General features: G+C 72.6%; 14 protein-coding genes and 1 pseudogene. 10 read left to right on the top strand and 5 right to left on the bottom strand.

The window, feature by feature from the left end; translation table 11 throughout:
- The first annotated feature begins 188 nt into the window (after positions 1 to 188).
- The 10 genes and pseudogenes from AOK23_RS24090 to AOK23_RS24045 all read left to right on the top strand — a co-directional run bounded on the left by AOK23_RS24090 (position 189) and on the right by AOK23_RS24045 (position 12,197).
- Positions 189 to 698, top strand: a complete 510-nt coding sequence (locus tag AOK23_RS24090; RefSeq protein WP_420823739.1) for a hypothetical protein — start codon at positions 189 to 191, stop codon at positions 696 to 698.
- A gap of 417 nt (positions 699 to 1,115) precedes the next feature.
- A complete protein-coding gene (locus AOK23_RS24085; RefSeq protein WP_055714747.1) occupies positions 1,116 to 3,260 on the top strand; it encodes a hypothetical protein in 2,145 nt (714 codons plus the stop codon).
- 87 nt (positions 3,261 to 3,347) lie between these two features.
- On the top strand, positions 3,348 to 4,856 hold the full coding sequence (gene pelF, locus AOK23_RS24080; RefSeq protein WP_055714746.1) for a GT4 family glycosyltransferase PelF: 1,509 nt from the start codon (positions 3,348 to 3,350) through the stop codon (positions 4,854 to 4,856).
- A complete protein-coding gene (locus AOK23_RS24075; RefSeq protein WP_055714745.1) occupies positions 4,853 to 6,271 on the top strand; it encodes a hypothetical protein in 1,419 nt (472 codons plus the stop codon). The genes pelF and AOK23_RS24075 overlap by 4 nt, the downstream gene beginning before the upstream one ends.
- Positions 6,272 to 6,335: 64 nt before the next feature.
- A complete protein-coding gene (locus AOK23_RS24070; protein WP_055714744.1) occupies positions 6,336 to 7,337 on the top strand; it encodes a GDP-mannose 4,6-dehydratase in 1,002 nt (333 codons plus the stop codon).
- A 70-nt stretch (positions 7,338 to 7,407) separates the two neighbouring features.
- Complete coding sequence (locus AOK23_RS24065) at positions 7,408 to 8,121, top strand: nucleotidyltransferase family protein (protein ID WP_055714743.1); 714 nt, start codon at positions 7,408 to 7,410, stop codon at positions 8,119 to 8,121.
- A gap of 7 nt (positions 8,122 to 8,128) precedes the next feature.
- Positions 8,129 to 8,911 (top strand): annotated as a pseudogene (locus tag AOK23_RS50170) (NAD-dependent epimerase/dehydratase family protein); the annotation flags it as partial.
- Positions 8,912 to 9,327: 416 nt separating this feature from the next.
- Positions 9,328 to 9,993 (top strand): spherulation-specific family 4 protein, encoded by a 666-nt coding sequence (locus tag AOK23_RS24055; RefSeq protein ID WP_055714742.1) that lies wholly within the window; start codon positions 9,328 to 9,330, stop codon positions 9,991 to 9,993.
- On the top strand, positions 9,990 to 10,817 hold the full coding sequence (locus AOK23_RS24050; RefSeq protein ID WP_055714741.1) for an endo alpha-1,4 polygalactosaminidase: 828 nt from the start codon (positions 9,990 to 9,992) through the stop codon (positions 10,815 to 10,817). The genes AOK23_RS24055 and AOK23_RS24050 overlap by 4 nt, the downstream gene beginning before the upstream one ends.
- A 150-nt stretch (positions 10,818 to 10,967) precedes the next feature.
- On the top strand, positions 10,968 to 12,197 hold the full coding sequence (locus tag AOK23_RS24045) for a PP2C family protein-serine/threonine phosphatase (RefSeq protein ID WP_055714754.1): 1,230 nt from the start codon (positions 10,968 to 10,970) through the stop codon (positions 12,195 to 12,197).
- 15 nt (positions 12,198 to 12,212) lie between these two features.
- On the opposite strand, the gene AOK23_RS24040 is transcribed toward AOK23_RS24045, so the two are convergent.
- The 5 genes from AOK23_RS24040 to AOK23_RS24020 all read right to left on the bottom strand — a co-directional run bounded on the left by AOK23_RS24040 (position 12,213) and on the right by AOK23_RS24020 (position 20,011).
- Positions 12,213 to 13,376, bottom strand: coding sequence for an aromatic acid exporter family protein (locus tag AOK23_RS24040; RefSeq protein ID WP_055714740.1), 1,164 nt, complete (start codon positions 13,374 to 13,376; stop codon positions 12,213 to 12,215).
- Positions 13,377 to 13,474: 98 nt separating this feature from the next.
- Entirely contained in the window at positions 13,475 to 14,920 is a 1,446-nt protein-coding gene (locus AOK23_RS24035) for a glyceraldehyde-3-phosphate dehydrogenase (RefSeq protein ID WP_055714739.1), read from the bottom strand.
- An 88-nt stretch (positions 14,921 to 15,008) separates the two neighbouring features.
- Positions 15,009 to 17,207: an endonuclease gene (locus AOK23_RS24030; protein WP_055714738.1), complete on the bottom strand. Its 2,199-nt coding sequence runs from the start codon at positions 17,205 to 17,207 to the stop codon at positions 15,009 to 15,011.
- Between the two features lie 45 nt (positions 17,208 to 17,252).
- Entirely contained in the window at positions 17,253 to 18,401 is a 1,149-nt protein-coding gene (locus AOK23_RS24025) for a hypothetical protein (protein ID WP_055714737.1), read from the bottom strand.
- Positions 18,398 to 20,011, bottom strand: coding sequence for a hypothetical protein (locus AOK23_RS24020; protein WP_055714736.1), 1,614 nt, complete (start codon positions 20,009 to 20,011; stop codon positions 18,398 to 18,400). The genes AOK23_RS24025 and AOK23_RS24020 overlap by 4 nt, the downstream gene beginning before the upstream one ends.
- Positions 20,012 to 20,037 lie beyond the last annotated feature (26 nt).

Raw genomic sequence — 20,037 nt, 5'->3', positions numbered from 1 at the left:
CACGTTCGAGCCCTGTGTGACATGCTCATCACCCTGCGTCTATGTCCCCGTGCGGGATGCCGCACACATCCCCCCCATCATCTTCACGCCGCGCACACTTTCGGCCGACGGCTTCCCGGCTCGCTCACGGAGGGGCAGACGGCCCGCTCGTCGTGTGCCTAGCCTCCCGGCCCATGCGATCACCACTGATGACACGTCTCGGCCTCGGCGCCGTCCTCGCCCTCGCCCTCGCCGTCTTCGGGATGGCGCCCACCGCGAGCGCCGACCCCGCGCCGGCCGAGCTGACCTTCGCCACCGACAGCACCACCACCACGCCCGGCGGCACGGTGAACCTGTCGATGACGATCACGAACAACAAGACCTACGACATCTGGTTCGTGTACCAGACCATCGAGCCCACCTGGCTGACCACCCAGCGCCCCGACCTCAAGTACGCCTTCACCGGGTGCAGCCTGGCCACGGCCGCCGGCGCCACCCCCTGCTCCGGGACCGGCCCCGCCAACCTCGGCACCAACTACGGCGCCACCATCCCGCCCGGTCAGAGCCGTACCGTCACGCTGACGCTCCAGGTCGCCGCCGACTCCGGCTGCAACGGCAACATCGGCTTCTACTCGTACTACTACGCCGAGTTCAGTGACTCCACGAACACCAGCGGCGGCCCGGTCTACACGCCCCAGACGCGGGTCCTCTGCGCCTGACGGTTCGTCCAGGATGTGGGCATCCGCGGGGGGCGTGACCTGAAATGATCTGCGATCACGCACTTGTCGCGGTATGGACCACTGACAGCTTGACCGGCGGGCCCCCACGGCCCGCCGGTGTACCGCACAGGGCCCGGACCAGCGCGCCGGGCCCTCATGGTCATCCGGAACCGGCCCTCCGCACCCCCGGTGGCGACGGAAAACCATCTCAATCGGTTCCATGTGATTCCGTTTGGACACCTTCGCTTTTCCGTCATGTTTCTCCGCATGACCACGAAAGCTCCACACAGACACCACTATGTGACGCGACGGATGCGTCGACGACTGGCTTCTGAGGGGGATGCCGGCGTCACGCAAGGGGGTGCGTCCGCTCAGGAGAGGCGTGCTCACCCCTGCCCGGGGAGGGGACTTCACCGCATGAAGCGGACCTTACGCACCACCGTGCTCACGGTGGGCGCGCTCATCGCCGCACTCGGCCTGCCCGCCGGCCCCGCGCAGGCCGACGACATCGCACCCCGCATCGACCTGCGGGTCCTGGTGGTGAGCGACGGCGGCCCGTCCACCGACGCCATCGCCGCCGAACTCACCGCGGCCGGCACGCCGTACACCGAGATCGACCTGACCCGGTCGGACCGGCCCGTCATCGACGCGGGCTTCCTCGCGGACACCGTCGACGGCCGCCCGCGCGCCAGATTCCAGGCCGTCGTCCTGCCCAACGACAACCCGTTCCCGGCCGGTTCCGCCGAGATGGCCGCACTCGTCGCCTACGAGCAGACATACGAGATACCCCAGGTCGACGCCTACACCTACGCCCGCCCCGAAGCCGGACTCCAGTACCCGGTGTACGGCGGCTACTCCGGCAGCATGGACGGCGCCCAGGCCCAGGTCACCACCGCCGGCAAGGCGGGCCCGTTCGGCTATCTCGACGGCGCGGTGCCCTTCGAGGACAACGACCCCGCGATCGGCGAGAGCTACGCCTACCTGTCGAGACCCGTGGCGGGCGCCGACTTCACCCCGTACGTCGACGCCGCGATCCCCGGCCAGTCCACACGGGGCAGCCTCGTCGGCGAGTACCGGCACGACGGACGCCGCGAACTCGTCGTCACGTTCGTCTACAACCAGTACCAGCAGCAGTTCCGGCTGCTGGCCCGCGGCATCGTCGAATGGATGACCGGCGGCGTGCACCTCGGTGCCTCCCGGAACTACTTCGCCGTCCACGTCGACGACGTGTTCGCCGCCGACGACCGCTGGAACACCCAGCTCAACTGCACCCCCGGCGACGTCGACTGCACCGACCCGAACGCGCAGCCCGACCCCATCCGCATGACCCCGGCCGACGTCGACCACGCCATCACCTGGCAGAACCAGAAGAACTTCACCCTCGACTTCGCCTACAACGGCGCCGGCAGCGTCGACCACCGCGAGGACCACAACGGCACCGACGCCCTCGCCGACCGGCTGATCGCGCAGCGGAACAAGTTCCGCTGGATCAACCACACCTACTCGCACCCCTTCCTCGGCTGCGTCCAGAACACCACCGTGGTGCCCTGGAAGTGCGCGACCAACGCCGACGGCTCCACCCGCTGGGTCAGCCGCAACGAGATCTCCGACGAGATCGCCACCAACCGCGTCTGGGGCCAGATCAACGGACTCCCGCTGGAGAACGGCGAGTTGGTCACCGGCGAGCACTCCGGCATGAAGGTCCTGCCGCAGCAGCCCCAGGACAACCCCAACCTCGCGCTCGCCGTCGACGACAACGACATCGCCTGGCTCGGCTCCGACAACTCCCGCGAACCCACCCAGCGGCAGGTCGGCCCCGCCACCACCGTGCCCCGCCACCCGATGAACGTCTTCTACAACGCGGGCCGCGCCGCCGAACAGGTCGACGAGTACAACTGGATCTACACCAGCCGCGCCCAGGGCGGCAGCGGCATCTGCGAGGACAACCCGGCCACCACCACCTGCCTCACGGCACCCCTGGACACGGCCACCGGCTACGCACAGGTCATCGTGCCGCTGGAGAAGCGGATCGCCCTCGGCCACGTCCTCGCCAACGACCCGAGGCCCCACTTCATCCACCAGTCCAACCTCGCCGAGGACCGCATCGCCTACCCCGTGCTCAGCGGCGTCCTCGACGGCTACGCGGCCCTCTTCGCCGACAACACCCCCGTGGTGAACCTGCGGATGAAGGCCATCGGCGCCGAACTCAAGCGCCGGGCCGCCTGGCAGGCCGCCCTCCAGGCCGGCGACGTCACCGCCTACCGCGTCGGCTCCACCGTCACCGTCGACGCACCCGACGGCATCGCCGTCACCGCCACCCTCCCCACCGGAACCACTCGCGGCGGCGCGGCCTTCGGCGAGGCGTACGCGGGCGCCGCCTCCGGCTGGACCACCGCCACGGGCGCACCCCTCACCCTCACCCTGCCGTCCTCCGCCGACGCGCCGACCGTCTCCCCCGCCGACCCCGGCAAAGCCACGAAGCCGGCACCGGACACCCGGGTCCCCGCGGGTGTGAGCGAGAGAGTCCCCTACGGCGCGGACACGTCCACCGAGGACGACTGAGGCGCACACCGACCGAAGGTCCCGGCCGCCCACCCGGCGGCCGGGAGCGGTACGAACCACCCCACACCTCGGCCGTGGAGCACAACGATGCCCGTTCCGCACGGAACGCGAAACCTTGGCGCAACGCGCGTCACCTTGCTTACCGAAGGCACCTATCCCCATAGTCACGGCGGCGTCAGCGTCTGGTGCGACCAACTCGTCCAGGGCATGCCCGATCTCGACTTCGACGTCATCGCCGTCACCGGCACCGGGCGCGAACCCCTCGTCTGGGACCTGCCCGCGCAGGTTTCCCGCGTGCTGTCCGTCCCCATGTGGGGCGACCCGCCGGCAGGCGACCCGCCCCGCGGCCGCGCCCGCAACCGGCTCGCCACCGCCTACGAACAGTTCCTCACCGCCCTGCTCGACCCCCGAGCCGAACCCGGCTTCGCACCCGCCCTGTACACGATGGCCAGGGCCGCCGCCGACGGCGCGCTGAGCCCGTTCCTGCGCTCGGACCGGGCGATCACCCTGCTGACCTCGGTGTGGAACCGCCCCGGCCTCGCCGTGCACGAGTCCCGGCCCACCCTGCACGACGCGCTCACCGCGACCTCCCTGCTGGAGCACGCCCTGCGCCCGCTGGCCGCACCCCCACCCGAGACCGGGGTCGCCCACGCGGTCAGCGGAGGCGTCGCCGTCCTGCCCGGCCTCGCCGCGCTGGACCGGCACGGCGTCCCCCTGCTGCTCACCGAACACGGCGTCTACCTGCGCGAACGCTATCTCGGCTATCGCACCGCCCCCTACCGCTGGCCGGTCAAGGCGGTCGTCCTCGGCTTCTTCCGGCTCCTCGCGGAGGAGACCTACCGCAGGGCCGCCCTGATCACCCCCGGCAACCGCTACAACCGCCTCTGGGAGGAACAGGGCGGCGCCGACCCGGAGTCCATACGCACCGTCTACAACGGCGTCGACCCCACCGCGTTCCCACCCGCCGGGCCCGAGCCGGAGACCCTAACGCTCAGCTGGGCGGGCCGCGTCGACCCGATCAAGGACCTGGAGACCCTCATCCGGGCCTTCGCCCTCGTCCGGGAACGACTCCCCGAGGCCCGGCTGCGGCTGTTCGGCGGAACCCCCAAGGGCGGGGAGGCCTACCGGGAACGCTGCGAGGCCCTCGCCGCCGAACTCGGACACGCCGACGCCGTCACCTTCGAGGGCCGCGTCGACGACATCAAGGACGCCTACGCGGCCGGCAACGTCGTGATGCTCTCCAGCATCAGCGAGGGCTTCCCCTTCACCCTGATCGAGGCCATGTCGTGCGGCCGGGCCACCGTCTCCACCGACGTGGGCGGCGTCCGCGAGGCCGTCGGCGACACCGGGCTCGTGGTACCGCCCCGCGACCCCGCGGCGATGGCCGCGGCGGCGCTGGAACTGCTCGGCGATCCCGCCCGCCGCGCCGCCATGGGCGAGGCGGCCCGGCTGCGGGTCATCGAACAGTTCACGCTCCGCCAGACCATCGACACCTTCCGGTCCATCTACCTCGAACTGCCCACCCTGGGCCCCGCGCCGGCGCACGTACCGGTCCCACCGGGGGAGCTGACCGCGATCAGCACGGTGGCCGGATGAGCGGGCCGATGTCACTCGAACCCGGCGGCGTCGAACACGAGACGCTCACCATCCGCCTCGCCGACCGGCGCCGCCCGCGCCGCCGCCCCAGCTGGGCCCTCGCCGACGACACCACCCTCACCATCCGGCTGCCCCGCCAGGGGCCCGACGAGGCGGCGGTCAGCGAACTCGCCGCCGAACTCGCCGACCGCATAGGCCCCGCCGTCCACCCCTACGAGGTGGCCGCGTTCCTGGAGGCGGAGGGCCTGTCCGCCACCGTGATCAAGGAACGCTACGGCCACCCGAACCTCTTCTCCCTGGCCGCCGCGCTCTACGAACGGGTGCCGAGGACGTTCCCCGAGCCCCCGTCGCAACCCGACGTATGGCGCCCCGACACCGTGCGCTGCCTGCTGCGCGGCGTGCTCTTCGCGCTGCCCGGGCTCGCCTATCTGCTCACCGCGCCCCTGTGGAACCCCGGCGGGCACGCCCCCGCCCTGATCGTCGCCGGACTCGTCTCCTGGGCCTGGGGCCAGGCCCTCGGCCACCGCGCCCATCTGCGCATGGCGACCGGACGGCACGAGGCGGCCCGTACCCTCCTGACCGGCGCGCCCCTGGGCGCGGTCGTCGCCACGGCCGCCGCCGCACTGCCCGCCGGGGGCGGACCGGTGACCCTGGTCGCCGCCGCGCAGTCCGCCTACCTCGCGGCGGCCGGCGTCCTGCTGGTCCTGGCCCGCGAACGGCTGCTGCTCGCCGCACTCAGCCCCCTCATCGCCGGCGCCGCCGTCCTGCCGTGGTGGGAGCCCGGCCCCCTGCTCCGGGCCGGACTGCCCGCGCTCGCCCTGACCGCCACCCTCGCCGTCACCGGCCGGGTGCTGTGGACCGCGCTCGCCGTCGACGCCGTACCGGGCGCCACCCGCCCCCGCCTCCTGCCGTCCCTGCCCTACGGCCTGTTCGGACTGGCCGCCGGAGTCCTCGTCCTCCTCGAAGGACGCGAGGAGCCGTACGCGGTGATCGTCCTCACCGTCAGCATGGGACCGGCGGAATGGCTGCTCTACCGCTACCGGGGCCTGTCCGTCGCCGCCCTCCGGGCCGTCGCGACCCCCGCCGGGTTCCTGCTCCGCTCGGCCGGCGTCCTCGGCCTCTGCCTCCTCGCCTACCTGCTGCCGCTGCTGCCCGCGGCCCTGCTCACCGGCGCCGACCCGGCTCCCCTGCTGCTCCTCGCCGCCGCGCTGTGGACCGCGCTGCTGCTCCAGGCGTTCGGCGCGGCCTGGCCCCCGGCCCTGATCTGCCTCGCCGCGGCCGGCACCGCAGGAACGATCACTCTGCTGCGCCTGCCACCCGGCGACCCGGCGCTGCCGCTGAGCTGCGCCGCCGCCGCGCTGTGTCTGTCCGCGTGCGCGCTGCGCGTGCTCGGCCGGCCCGCGCCGCACGCCTGAGCCCCGCGCTCACCCATGACCCCGCCACAGCCCCCACATCCGACCTACCGGAAGGACACCACCGTTGACCTCCGCACCGCTCGCCGCCGTCACCGGAGCCGAGGGCTTCATCGGCTCCCACCTCACCGAGGCACTCGTCGCCTCCGGACACCGCGTGCGCGCCATGGCCCAGTACAACTCCTTCTCCTCCTACGGCTGGCTGGAGACCCTCCACCCCGACGTCCTCGACCACGTCGAGATCGTCCTCGGCGACGTCCGCGACCCCGGCTCCGTCCGCGGCCTCCTCGACGGCGCCGACACCGCCTACCACCTGGCCGCGCTCATCGCGATCCCGTACTCGTACCAGGCCCCGCACAGCTACGTGGACACCAACGTCACCGGCACCCTCAACGTGCTGGAGGCCGTCCGCGCCCTCGGCACACCCCGCCTGGTGCACACCTCCACCAGCGAGACGTACGGCACCGCGCGGACCGTGCCGATCACCGAGGACCACCCCATCCACACCCAGTCCCCGTACGCCGCCTCCAAGGCCGGCGGCGACCGGCTGGCCGACAGCTACCACGCCAGCTTCGACACCCCCGTGGTCACCCTGCGGCCGTTCAACACCTTCGGACCCCGCCAGTCCATGCGCGCCGTGATCCCCACGGTCATCGGCCAGGTCGCCGCGGGGGAGCGCACCATCACCCTCGGGGACCTGCGGCCCACCCGCGACTTCACCTTCGTCAAGGACACCGCGCGGGCCTTCCTCGCCGTCGGCACCGCGCCCGCCGAGCGGGTCGTGGGCCGCACCTTCAACGCCGGCACCGGCGGGGAGATCGCGGTCGGTGACCTCGTCGCCCTCATCGGCAAGGTGATGGACACCGGCCTCGACGTCCGCGAGGAGGCCGCCCGGATCCGGCCCGCCAACTCCGAGGTCATGCGGCTCGTCGCCGACGCGAGCAGACTCACCGCCGCCACCGGCTGGCAGCCCGCCCACTCCCTGGAGGAGGGACTCGCCGAGACCGTGGAGTTCTTCCGCGACCCGGCCAACCTCGCCCGCTACAAGACCGGGATCTACAACATCTGACTCCCGTCCGGCACGACCCGCACGGCCGGCGAGGCCGCGCGGTCCACGAAGTCCTTGAAGGAGGAGCACCATGCACGCAGTGATCCTGGCGGGAGGCAAGGGCGTACGGCTGCGGCCCTACACGACCGCACTGCCGAAGCCGCTCGTCCCCATCGGCGACCAGCACGCGATCCTGGAGATCGTGCTGCGCCAGCTCTCCACCGCCGGATTCACCCACTGCACCATCGCCATCGGCCACCTGGGCGAGATCATCCGCGCCTACGTCGGCGACGGCTCCCAGTGGGGCCTGACCGTCGGCTACGCCACCGAGGAGAGCCCCCTCGGCACCATGGGCCCGCTGCTCAACCTGCGCGACCGGCTCCCCGCGGAGTTCCTCGTGATGAACGGCGACATCCTCACCGACCTCGACTACGCCGACGTCCTGCGCCGGCACCGCGAGTCCGGCGCGCCGCTCACCATCGCCACGTACGCCCGCAAGGTGCACATCGACTTCGGGGTGCTCACCACCGACGACAGCAAGGTCGTGGCGTTCACCGAGAAGCCGAGCATGGACTACCGGGTCTCCATGGGCGTCTACGGTGTGTCGCGTTCGACGCTGGAGGGCTACACGCCCGGACTGCCCCTCGGCTTCGACGAGCTGGTCCTCGACCTGATCAGGGCCCGGAACCAGCCGCACGCCTACGAGTTCGACGGGTACTGGCTGGACATAGGGCGCCCCGACGACTACGACCGGGCCAACGCCGAGTTCACCACCCGTAAATCGCTTCTGCTCAAGGGAGCCTGAGCACCGCATGCGCATTCTCGTCCTGGGCTCCACCGGCTATCTGGGCGGCCATGTCGCCGCACGGCTGCGCACCCTGCCCGGCGCGCGGGTCCTCGGCGGCGGGCGCTCGCCGGCCGCCGAGTTCCCCGTGGACCTCGCCACCGTCCGACCCGGACAGCTGGCGAAGGCCCTGGCGGCCGCCGCGCCGGACACCGTGGTCAACTGCGCGGGCGCCACCGGCGGCGACGCCGTGACCCTCGCGGAGGTCAACGCCCGCGGCCCGGCGGTCCTGTGCGCCGCCCTGCGCGAGGCGGCGCCCGGCGCCCGCCTCGTGCACCTGGGCTCGGCCGCCGAGTACGGGCCCGGCGCGCCCGGCACCCGGGTGACCGAGTCGGCGCCCACCCGCCCGGCCGCCCCGTACGGCGCCACCAAGCTGGCCGGCACGGTCGCGGTCACCGGCGCCGGCCTGGACGCGGTCGTCCTGCGCGTCGGCAACCCCGTCGGGCCGGGGGCACCGGCGAGCGGACTGCCCGGCCGGATCACCCGCCTGCTGCGCACGACCGACCGGGACGGGGTGCTGCGCCTGGGCGACCTCTCCGCGTACCGCGACTTCGTCGACGTCCGCGACGTCGCCCGGGCCACCGTCCTCGCGGCCACGGCACCGGGCCCCCTGCCCCCGATCCTCAACATCGGCGGCGGCCAGGCAGTCCTGGTACGTGACCTGGTACACCTCCTGGCCGCCAAGGCCGGCTTCCGTGGCCGCATCGAGGAGAACCCGCCGGGGCCGGGCGGCCCGGCTGGTACCACATGGGTGGCCGGACCCACCGGGGCACCCGGCCCAGGAGGCACGGACGGGGCTCCTCGCCCGGGGGATGCGGCACCCGGGGCCGGGGCGCACGGCTGGGCGGGGCACATCGGCCCGGCGGATTCGCCGGGCCCGATGGACCAGGCGGGTCCGGCGGCATCGTCCGGTTCGGCCGGGCTCGCGGGCCCCGCGGACTCGGGCCTCTCGGCGGGCCTCGCCGGTCCGGCGTACTCACCCGGCCCGGCCGGTCACATCGGCCCGACGGGAGTGGGCGGCGTCGGGGCGGGGGCCGGGGGCGGGTCCGTTCGGTCGGCTGACGTGTCGTGGCAGTGTTCGGACATCTCCGCCGCCGAGGAGGCGCTCGGCTGGTGGCCGGAGCACTCCCTCGACGACGCCCTGACCGCGCTCTGGGAAGGCCGGCGGTGAGCCTGCTCGTGCCCCTCTACGTCCACCCGGCCGAGGACCCGGGGGCCTGGCACCGGCTGATCACGGCCGCGGCCCGCACCTACGCGGTCGTCCTCAACCCGGCGAACGGGCCGGGCGAGCACCCCGACCCCGCGTTCGGCGCGGCAGCCGCCGCGCTCCGCGGGGCCGGGGCCCGGCTCCTCGGCTACGTCGACACCGACTACGGGATGCGTGACCGCGCCGAGATCGCCGACGATCTACGCCGTCACCGGGAGTGGTACGCGGCCGACGGCTGCTTCCTCGACCAGGTGACGGCCACCCCGGACGGCCTGCCCGCCTGCCGGCGACTGGTCCGCGCGCTGCGCCGGCTCGGCGCGGAGACGGTCGTCCTGAACCCCGGCGTGCACCCGGCCTCCGGCTATGCCCGCCTCGCCGACCTGACCGTCACCTTCGAGGGCCACTGGTCGACGTACGTGTCGTCGTTCAGCAGACCGGCGTGGACCGCCCGCCACCCGCCCGAACGGCTGTGCCACCTCGTCTACGGGGTGCCCGAGGCGCTCGTGCCGCTCGCCGTGCGCACCGCGCACGAGCGGGGCGCGGGCGTCTGCGGCCCCGTCACCGGCGAACCACCCAACCCGTGGGCCCGGCTGACGCCCGCGCTGACCGGAAGCGCCGAACGATGAGGCGGACGGCACTGGCGTACACGACCCTGCTGGCCACCCTGGTGGCGTCGGCGCTCGCGGGCTGCACCGGCACCCCGGACCGCCCGGCCGAGGGGCGCGGCACGCCGACCCCCGGCCCGGCCGGGGAACGGTGGCGGCCCCGGCCGGGGCTGGCCTGGCAGTGGCAGCTGGACGGGAAGGTCGACCCCTCGGCGGACGTGCCGGTCTACGACATCGACGGCTTCGAGAACTCCGCGGCGGACGTGGCCCGGCTGCACCGCGACGGCCGCAAGGTCATCTGCTACGTCAACGTGGGCGCCTGGGAGAACTTCCGGCCCGACAAGGACGCCTTCCCCCGCTCGGTGCTCGGAGAGCCCAACGGCTGGGCCGGCGAACGCTGGCTGGACATCCGACGCCTGGACGTCCTGCGGCCGCTCATGGAACGCCGCTTCGACATGTGCCGGGACAAAGGCTTCGACGCGGTCGAACCCGACCTGGTCGAGGGCTACGGCAGCGACACCGGCTTCCCGCTCACCGCCCGCGACCAGCTCGCCTACAACCGCATGATCGCCGACATCGCCCACGAGCGCGGCCTGTCGGTGGGCCTGAAGAACGACCTCCCGCAGATCCCCCAGCTCCTCGCCGACTTCGACTTCGCGGTCAACGAGGAGTGCGCCCAGTACGACGAATGCGCCGACCTCAGCCCGTTCATCGCCGCCGGGAAGGCCGTGTTCCATGTCGAGTACACCGAACCGAGGAGCAGCTTCTGCGCGGAGTCCCGACGGCTGCGGCTGTCCTCGATGGTGAAACGACTGGAGCTGGACGCATGGCGCAAGCCCTGCTGAGCGCCCGCGCCCCTGCCCGGTCGCTCCGCGCCCCCCTCCGGCCACACTGCGTGACCTGCGGTTTTTCTCGATGCCGGAGACGCGCCGTCCCGGCTGCGGGATCCTATGGTGGAGATCGCAGAACAGGCACAGACGCTGAGGCGGCGCACCATGGCGGAGACGGAGACGGACTACGCGGCGGTGTTCCAGGCGCTGCCCGGCATGGTGGCACTGCTGACGCCCGACCTGATCTACGCGGACGCGAACGACGAGTTCCTGCGGCAGTCCGGCCGCACCAGGGAACAGGTGGTGGGCCGGTACCTGTTCGACGTGTTCCCCGACAACCCCGGCGACTCGGGCGCCACCGGGATGCGGAACCTGGCGGCGTCCCTGACCCGGGTGGTCGAGAGCGGCGAACGGGACGCGATGGCGCTGCAGCGCTACGACGTGGAGTCGGCGGAGCGGCCCGGCGAGTGGGAGGAGCGCTACTGGAGCCCGGTGAACGCGCCCCTCCTCGGCCCGGACGGCACCGTGGTGCTGCTGATCCACAAGGTGGAGGAGGTCACCGAGCTGATCCGGGCCCGTTCCCGACCGCTGGGCGACCGGGCCCAGGTCCTGGAGGCCGAGCTGTACACCCGCGCCCGTGAACTGCAGGAGGTCAACGAACGCCTCCGCCGGGCGCACGACCGTGAACGCGAGGTCGCCCTCGCCCTGCAGAGGGCGATGCTGCCCGCGCCCAGCCCCGTCCGCCACCACCGCGCGGCGGTGCGCTACCGGCCCGCCACCGGCGCGCTGAACGTGTGCGGCGACTGGTACGACCTCGTCGACATGCCCGGCGAGGACCGGATCGGGGTCGCCGTGGGCGATGTCGTCGGGCACGGGCTCGCCGCCGCCTGCGCCATGGGCCAGCTGCGCAGCGCGCTCAGCGCCGCGTCCCTCGTCGCGGACGGCCCCGCCCAGGCGCTGGACGCCCTCGGCCTGTACGCCGCCTCCGTCGAGGGCGCCGAGAACACCACCGTCGTCCAGACCTGCATCGACTGGAGCGACCACACCATCATGTACAGCAGCGCGGGCCATCTGCCGCCCGCGCTGCTGTGCGCGGACGGCTCGGTCACCTTCCTCGACCGGGCGACCGACCCGCCGCTGGGCGCCCGCCCCGACCGCGTCGCCCGCCCGCAGGCCACCGTCGACTTCACCGAGGGCGACACCCTCGTCCTGTACACGGACGGGCTGATCGAGCGCCGCGTCGAGGACATCGACACCGGTCTGGCCCGCCTCGCCGACGCCCTCACCCGCCATCGCCGGGCCGGCGCGGAGGACCTCGCCGACGCCCTCCTGCTCGATCTGCTGCCCCTGAGCGGCGCCACCGACGACACCGCCCTCGTGATCATCGACCTGTGACCGGCCGGCGCCGGATCACCCCTGGACGAGCTGATCGGCCAGCCGACGGGCCTGCGCCAGCAGGGTGCCGTGGGTGCTGAGGGCGTCCGGGTCGTCGCGCACGGCGTCGGGCAGCCGGCGGTGCAGGTCGTCGAGAGCGCGGGACAGCTCCTCGACGGTCTCCCGCAGCGCGCGGTCGGCGTCACGGTCGGCGCCGGCCGCGGAGAACCGGACCCGGCTGTACAGGCCGACGGCGCGGGCGGTGTGCCGCAGGAACTCCGCGTACGGGCCGGTGATCTCCGGCACGGGCCCGGCCGGCCGGGAGCCGTGGCCGGCGGTCTCCAGCACGGTGCGGGTCACGCCCGCCGTGTGCACGGCGACATGGTCGAGCACCGTGAGGGCGTCGTCGTAGGCCCGGCCGGGCGGCGCGAGAGCCCGGGTGCGGCGGCCGCGCGGGTTGACCCGCATGCTCTCCCGGCTCCAGCCGATCGCCGACCGGGCCTGGTCGACGAGGCGGGACAGGCGCAGGGCGCGTTCGTGCCACTCCCCGGCGGCGTGCGGATCCGGATCGCCCGCGCTGTCGGTGAGCCCGTCGGCCACCGCCTCCAGGATGGCCTGTGCCTCCCGGGCGGCCTCGGAGAGGGCGGCGCGGGTGTCGCGCAGATACAGCGGGGGACGGATCAGGGCGTTGACCGCGATGCCGACCAAGGCCCCGAACACCGCCTCCGCGAGCCGCGCCCCGGCGGCGGCCACGGTGACCTGGCCGCCGGTGAGCACGAACAGGGCGCCGGTCGCGGCGTAGATGCCCTGGGCGCCCAGCCGCTGCCACTGCGCCAGCAGGAGCACCACCGGCAGGACCAGGACCATCGCCACCAGGGTGCCGTCCAGCAGCAGGGCACCGGCCGTCGCCGCGACCGTGCCGACCGCGAACGCGGCCAGCTGCTGCAGACCGTGGGCGACCGAACGGTACACCGTCGACTCCACCAGCACGATCGCGAACCAGGGCGCGACGAACGCCATCGGCGCCCTCAGCCACCAGCCGGCCACGGCCCACGCCACAATCGCGGCCAGCGCGGCCTTCCCGGCCTGCGCCATCAGGTCCCGCTCGCGGCCCGGCCCCGACCAGGCGCGCCGCACCGCCAGCACGACGGCCCCGCCGTGCCGCCGCACCACTTCCGTTCCTCGCCTCGTCCGATTCATGGCACTGCAAGTGCCACGGACCTGCGCCGTCACACCACGGGGCCGGGTGGACGCGTCGTCCACCCGGCCCCGTGACCGTGAGATCCCTGCCCGGGCGGTCAGACCGCCGGCGACGGGTAGGTGGGGTACTCCACGCCGGAGACGTGCTGGACGACCCGGATGACCTGGCAGGAGTAGCCGAACTCGTTGTCGTACCAGAGGTAGAGGATCGCGTTGTCGCCGTCGACCTTGGTGGCGCCCGCGTCGACGATCGAGGCGTGGCGGGAGCCGATGAAGTCGCTGGAGACCGAGTCGGGCGCGTTGGTGAAGTCGATCTGGCGCTTGAGCGGCGAGGTCAGCGAGACGCCCCGGAGGTACTCGAGGACCTCCTCGCGGTCGGTCTCCCGGCCGAGGCGCAGGCTGAGGATCGCGATCGACACGTCCGGGACGGGGACGCGGATCGAGCTGCCGGTGATCGGCGCCTTCAGATCGGGCAGCGCCTTGGCGACGGCCGAGGCGGCGCCCGTCTCGGTGATGACCATGTTGAGCGGCGCGGAGCGACCGCGACGGTCCGACTTGTGGTAGTTGTCCAGCAGGTTCTGGTCGTTGGTGAACGAGTGGACGGTCTCCACGTGACCGCGCAGCACACCGAACTCGTCGTCCATCGCCTTCAGTGGTGGCACGATCGCGTTGGTGGTGCAGGACGCGCAGGACAGGATCTGCTCGTCCGGCTTGATCGTGTCGTGGTTGACGCCGTGCACGATGTTCGGGACGTCGCCCTTGCCCGGCGCGGTCAGGACGACCTTGTCGATGCCGGGACGCAGGTGCTGCGACAGGCCCTCGCGGTCGCGCCACTTGCCGGTGTTGTCGATGAGGATCGCGTTCTTGATGCCGTACGCGGTGTAGTCCACCTCGGACGGGTCGTTCGCGTAGATCACCTTGATGGTGTTGCCGTTGGCGACGATCGTGCTGTTCGCCTCGTCGACGGTGATCGTGCCCTGGAACTGGCCGTGGATGGAGTCGCGGCGCAGCAGCGAGGCGCGCTTCACGATGTCCGCCTCGCCGCCGCCGCGCACCACGATGGCGCGCAGCCGCAGACCGTTGCCCGAGCCGGCCTTCTCGATGAGCAGGCGGGCGACGAGGCGGCCGATGCGGCCGAAGCCGTAGAGGACGACGTCGCGTCCCTCGGCGCCCTCGATCTTGTTGGCGCCGGTGGCACCGGCGACGGCCTCGGCGGTGAACTCGGCGGCCGACAGGCCCCGGTCGTCGGCCTGGTAGGCCTCGGCGAGCAGGCCGATGTCGATCTGGGAGGGCCCGAGGTCGAGGGTGGTGAGGGCCTGGAGGAACGGCAGCGTGTCGGTGACCGACAGCTCCACACCGGCGATCTGCCGGGCGAAGCGGTGCGTCTTCAGGATGCTGACCACCGACTTGTTCACCAAGGAGCGGCTGTGCAGCAGGACCGTGACGTCCCGCTCGCGGTGCAGCTTCCCGATGATCGGGATCATCGACTCCGCGATCTCCTCGCGGTGCTTCCAAAGGGTGAACGAGTCCTCGTTGACAGTCACAGATTTATCTTTCGAGCTAGGCGGCGCTCATATGCTAAACCGCCGCCCGCCCGATCCCGCCACCGGGGTGGTCACAAGCCCCGACACATCAGGGCCAGACCCCCGAAAAGTCGATCTTCTCGGCCCACTCCGGGTGGTCTATCAGGGGATTCCGGTTGCCCTGGAGCTCCGCTATGGCGGCGTTGCGGTGCAGTTCGTACTCGGTCACCGGCTCGCTCGCGTGCCACGACAGCAGCAGGGGCAGCCGGTCCTCGGGGAACTCGCGCGCGGTGTCGCCGACCTGCTTGGGGTAGCGCAGCAGGAAGTACAGGGTGGCGCGGGCGACCGTGCCCTTGCCCTCCTGCGGCTCGAACCCGTTGGACTCGCGCAGCCCGCAGGCGTCCCGGACCGCCTCGTCGAAGTGAGGGAAGTCGAAGTACGGGAAGTTGCCGCGGAAGCTGTTGCAGCCGACCTCGCAGGCGAACAGATGGTGGAGATCGCCCCGCATCGGCTCCTTCTTCAGGAACCACGACTGCGGCACCACGTGTTCGCAGTTGAACGGCATCGACGCCTCCAGCGCGTCGAACTCCGCCTCGAACTCGGCCGGTCCCGCCGTCCCCTCGTGCAGGAACAGCTCCTGGATACGGGCCGTGCGGGCCGCCTCGACGGCCGCGTCCGCGCGGATGAACTCCTCGGCGGAGAAGTCGTTCCCGGAGTAGATGCTGCGCAGCCGGCCGTCCCGGTGCAGATCCACCCACGGGTAGACGAGCCGCATCGGCTTGTACCGGGGCCGCGGGTTGTGGGTCTGGGTCAGCAGCTCGGTGAGCGCGCGCCGCAGCGCGTCCCCGTCGACGGTGTCGACGCCCGCGTAGTAGGCCTCGCGTGCGGCGGCGTCGGCGGGCCGGTCGTAGTACGGCCGCTCGCGGGCGAGCCGGTGGTTGACGAGGGCCGCCTCGACGTCGCGTTCCGCGGCGGACGCCGTGTCGGGCCGCCCGGCCGGGGGCGGTGCCGTGGGCACGGGGCCGGGCGGCGGGGCGGTCACGCTCGCGACGGGGAACACCGACGGGTCGAGACCGACGCTGATCCGCAGCGGGATCGTCAGATGGGCGGTGCCGTCGGCGACGAACGCCCGCGCCCCGCCGGGTCCTGGCCGGGCCGCCGCACCATTGCCCGACGGAGCGGGCGCGGCCGCCGGCGGGGCGCTCTCCACCGGCGCCGGGGCGGGCCCGGCCGCGGCGGTCCCGGCGACGAACACCTCGTCACGGAGCCGGGCGGCCGCCCCGGTCAGGGTGATCTCGCGCAGGGCGCGCAGCACCCGGCTGATCCGCACCCCCTCGTTGGCCTTCCACGCCAGCCGGTCGTCGCCCATGTCCGGCGTCCACGGCACCCCGTCGACGCTCAGCGGACGTCCCTCGGCGTCGGTCTTCGGAACGGCCGAATGGTGCAGCGCCACGACCTCCCACTGGTCGTTGAAGACCGGCGAACCCGAGGAACCCTCACGGGTGTCGCTCTCGTAGTGCGTGAACAGGTCGAGGATGTCCACGATCTGGTTCTCGCGCAGCGCCAACTGCTTGGGCTCGCCCCGCGGGTGCTGGATGATGTTGACGAACTCCCCGACGACGACCGTGCCCTGCGCCTCGCTCAGCGTCAGCCGGCCGAAGGACGCCAGGGCCTCGCCCCCCGCCCCGCGCTCGGCCACCGCGACCAGACTGAAGTCCAGCTCCCGGTCGGTGACGAAGAACCGGTGCGGCTCCAGCTGGAACACCGCGGGGGCCAGCGGCCTGCCGTCGATCCCGGCCTGCAGCGAGAACGCGACCACACTGCGGCGGGCCTCCTCCTGGCTGCGCAGCACATGGTTGTTGGTGAGCAGCAGGGACGGCGACACCATGAAACCGGTGCCGTGACCGCCGCCGGGCCCGTTGATGGTGACCCGGCCGACCGAGCGGGAGACGAGCGCCCCCTCCTCCAGGAACGCCACCGGGGTGAGGTTGTTGCGTCCGATCAGCCGCTCCAGGCCCAGCACATCGCTGCCGAAGCTCTCCGGCGGCAGCCGCAGGGTGCTCCCGGCCGCCGCGACCGGGTCCGACGGCTCCCGCTCGATCGCCGTCGCCAGCGACCAGTCCGCGCCGAGCCGCGCCAGCCGCTTCTCGACCCGCTCCGGTTCGTCGGCGTGCAGCACGCCGCGGGTCCGCAGCACTTCCCGGTTCCGCTCCCGTCGCTCGGTGCGGTCCGCATAGCGTGCGGCTGCGCTCGTCAGCTGGGACAGGTAGTCGGATTCCGTGGGGGAGAAGAGTTCCGCTGTTGTCATGATCCGCCTCCCGGTCTGGCAGTGGGTTGGATGGGTTGGGGAGCGCTACGCCACGAGCCGTGTGCTGCGCGGTGCCTGGTCGGGTCGGCTGCCGAGGTAGCCCTGCGCGGAGAACGTGCCGGGGGAGAAGGCGCCCGGTGTCACGTCGTCGCCCGCCGCGAGTTCCACGCAGGCGGTCTGCGGCGGGGCCGTGCTGAGGCCGATACGGCAGGCGGTGGCCGTCAGCTTCACGGTGACGAAGTCGGTGATCTGCGCGCCGAACTCGATGGGCCGTCCGGCGATGGTGATGTCGCCCACGGTGAAGTCCCGGTCGCCCGGCACCTCGTAGACGGCCCGTACGGGCACGTCGGTGTCGCCGCGCTCGAACCGCCAGAAGCTCTTGGGGTCGGAGCCGTCGGGGGTGCTCCAGCCGTCGGTGGCCAGGTCGTCGAAGTAGATGCCGACGGGGTCGCTGAGCGCGATGTCCGCCTTCTGCCGGGCCACCGAGTTGACCACCTCACCGATGTGCGGATCGCTGTTGCGGTCCGGTACGCCGTACTTGGCGCAGGCGATGAGTTCCTGCGCGCCGGTGAGTTCCCGCCCGCCGACGACCCGCCGGATCGTCGCCGCGGCCGCCAGCTCGATCTCGGCGCCGAGGGTGTTGGACTGCTGGATGAGGTGCATCGCGCCCTGGGTGGTGGAGTCGTTCCACTTGTTGCGTCGCACGTACCGGCCGTCCGGGCCGAAGAGATCGCTCCGCCGCACGGCCGGGCCGATGTGCGCGCGGTAGAGGTCGAGCACCTTGTCCGGGTCGGTGCGGGCGAGCACGTCCCAGTACTCGGGGCCCTCACAGGTGAACGTGACGCGGGTGATTTTCCCCGAGTCGTCGCGGGTCACGCTCCACTCGCAGTACTCGTCCTGCACGTCGCGGCTGGCGTCGGCGCGCTGCCAGCGCTGCCGGTCGGAGATCGCTGACCTCAGCCGGTTCGGGAACGCCGTCCAGGTGACGGCCGCCCGGACCGCGTCCTCGGCGGTGTCCGTCCTGGTGAGGTTGTAGAACTGCGGCCGGGGGCTGTTGTGGAGCACCTCGGCGGGGTCCGGGCCGGTGATCGCCTCGTCGACGCTGTCGCTGATGAAGACGTGCCACGCCTGCCTGCCCGCGTCGTCGAGGTCGGTGAGCCGGCCGGGAGGCCCGTACGCGCTGATGGTGGTCATGGAGAACCTCCGCTGGTCGCTTCACCGACGGTGCCGTCCTCGTGCATGCGCAGCCGAGGGGCGTCGGCGGGGATGTCGGTCGTCGGCAGGGTGAGCGCGAACTCGTTGAGCCGCATCTCCTTGAACGTGCGGCGACGTGACTCCGCGAGCCGCACACAGTCGTCGAAGCCCGACGCCGTACGGATCCGCGCCGCGACCTTCTCCAGATACGCGTCCACCCGCCGGGCGAACACCTCGGGCCACTCCGCCTCCGGGACCGCCCAGTTGCGCGCGAACTCGGCCTCGGGACTGTCGGCGGGCAGGGTGCGCGCGGCGTCGACCACGGCCGCGGCGATGTCGGCGCACCATGTCGACACGGGCACCGGCGCGGTCGGCACGTAACGCATCAGGTGGGCGCGGACGGGGCTGAAGACCGGCTCGGAGAAGTCGACCATCAGCGCGCAGGCCGCGAACCTGGCGGGGACGAGCCCCCGCTCCACCGCCTGCCGCACCACGTCGTTGTCCTCGTACGCGGCCTCCGGGACCATGAAGGCGAAGAAGGTGTCGCCGGGCCGTGTGAACCCGCTGACCCGCTCCTCCATCCGGAAACCGAACGCGGCGACGCTGTCCGCGTAGAGCGACGCAGGCGCGGATGGCGCGTTTGCCGCGCCCACCGGCAGGCCGAGGTCGTTGAGCAGGGCATCGGCGTTCAGCCAGAACCCCAGCGGCAGCACCAGGTCCTGGCCCGAGGCGGCCACGGTCGCGCTCTGCACGGACGTGCTGGCCAGGTTGACCGTGGTGCTGGTGAGCAACTGCCGCAGCAGACGGTCGGGGTGGGTCACCACGCCGTCGGTGACGACGGTCGACAGGCGGGCGGCGGTCCACCGCGAGACGAGGCCCTTCACGGTGAGTTCCAGGCGCTCGGCGCCGATGACCTGGCGGTACAGGGGGTTGTCGCGCAACGGGTCGTCGGGGGCGAGCTGGATCGTCGCGGACATGGACTGCCAGTTGCTCCAGGGCTGCTTCAGCTCCTTCATCACGACACTGCCGTTGACATGGCTGTCGAAGCAGCCCTTGCCCCGTGACCGAGGTGCCAGCGCCGACCACGAGTCACCGGTCCACACCCAGGCGGGTGAGATCCGCATGTAGTAGTTGAAGACCCGCGCCTGCGGATCCCAGGCGGCGACCTGGAGGAAGACCGAGCCGGGGTCGCTGCTGACCAGCAGGTCGGCGTCCTTGCCCGGTTCCGCGCGGGTGATCGCGAAACGGAAGTCGCGGCGCAGCCCCGGCGCCTCGTGCGGCGGGATCTGACCGGCCTCACCGATCAGGTACACGGACTGCGCCGGGAGTTCCCCCGCCTCCGCGAGCCCGTCGAGCACCTCCTCCAAGGTCATCGGCCAGCGGCCCCGCCGGAAGAAGACCCTGGCCATCGGGTCCCGGAGCCCGTCGAACTGCTCCGCGGACATGGGCACCGGCCCCCGGTCCACCCCGCTCACCCCGCGGTGCAGCGTCCCCGGCCGCAGCCCGCCGCCCTCGTCGGCCGCCGTGACCGCCACGGCCGCGCCGGGCGGTTCCGCCGGCGGCCAGGCGGTCGCCCGCCGGCGTTCGGGGGTGCGCTCCCACAGCGACATGGTTCCTCCGCGCTCTGTGCCGCCCG

Source organism: Streptomyces torulosus (assembly GCF_001419765.1).
Taxonomy (GTDB): domain Bacteria; phylum Actinomycetota; class Actinomycetes; order Streptomycetales; family Streptomycetaceae; genus Streptomyces; species Streptomyces torulosus.
This window is presented reverse-complemented; position numbering and strand designations above follow the sequence as displayed.

Bases quoted from the DNA above. Each gene is read 5' to 3' on its own strand.
- AOK23_RS24090 (WP_420823739.1), top strand. From the start codon at position 189: ATGACACGTCTCGGCCTCGGCGCCGTCCTCGCCCTCGCCCTCGCCGTC.
- AOK23_RS24085 (WP_055714747.1), top strand. From the start codon at position 1,116: ATGAAGCGGACCTTACGCACCACCGTGCTCACGGTGGGCGCGCTCATC.
- pelF (WP_055714746.1), top strand. From the start codon at position 3,348: ATGCCCGTTCCGCACGGAACGCGAAACCTTGGCGCAACGCGCGTCACC.
- AOK23_RS24075 (WP_055714745.1), top strand. From the start codon at position 4,853: ATGAGCGGGCCGATGTCACTCGAACCCGGCGGCGTCGAACACGAGACG.
- AOK23_RS24065 (WP_055714743.1), top strand. From the start codon at position 7,408: ATGCACGCAGTGATCCTGGCGGGAGGCAAGGGCGTACGGCTGCGGCCC.
- AOK23_RS24050 (WP_055714741.1), top strand. From the start codon at position 9,990: ATGAGGCGGACGGCACTGGCGTACACGACCCTGCTGGCCACCCTGGTG.
- AOK23_RS24045 (WP_055714754.1), top strand. From the start codon at position 10,968: ATGGCGGAGACGGAGACGGACTACGCGGCGGTGTTCCAGGCGCTGCCC.
- AOK23_RS24040 (WP_055714740.1), bottom strand. From the start codon at position 13,376: ATGAATCGGACGAGGCGAGGAACGGAAGTGGTGCGGCGGCACGGCGGG.
- AOK23_RS24030 (WP_055714738.1), bottom strand. From the start codon at position 17,207: ATGACAACAGCGGAACTCTTCTCCCCCACGGAATCCGACTACCTGTCC.
- AOK23_RS24025 (WP_055714737.1), bottom strand. From the start codon at position 18,401: ATGACCACCATCAGCGCGTACGGGCCTCCCGGCCGGCTCACCGACCTC.
- AOK23_RS24020 (WP_055714736.1), bottom strand. From the start codon at position 20,011: ATGTCGCTGTGGGAGCGCACCCCCGAACGCCGGCGGGCGACCGCCTGG.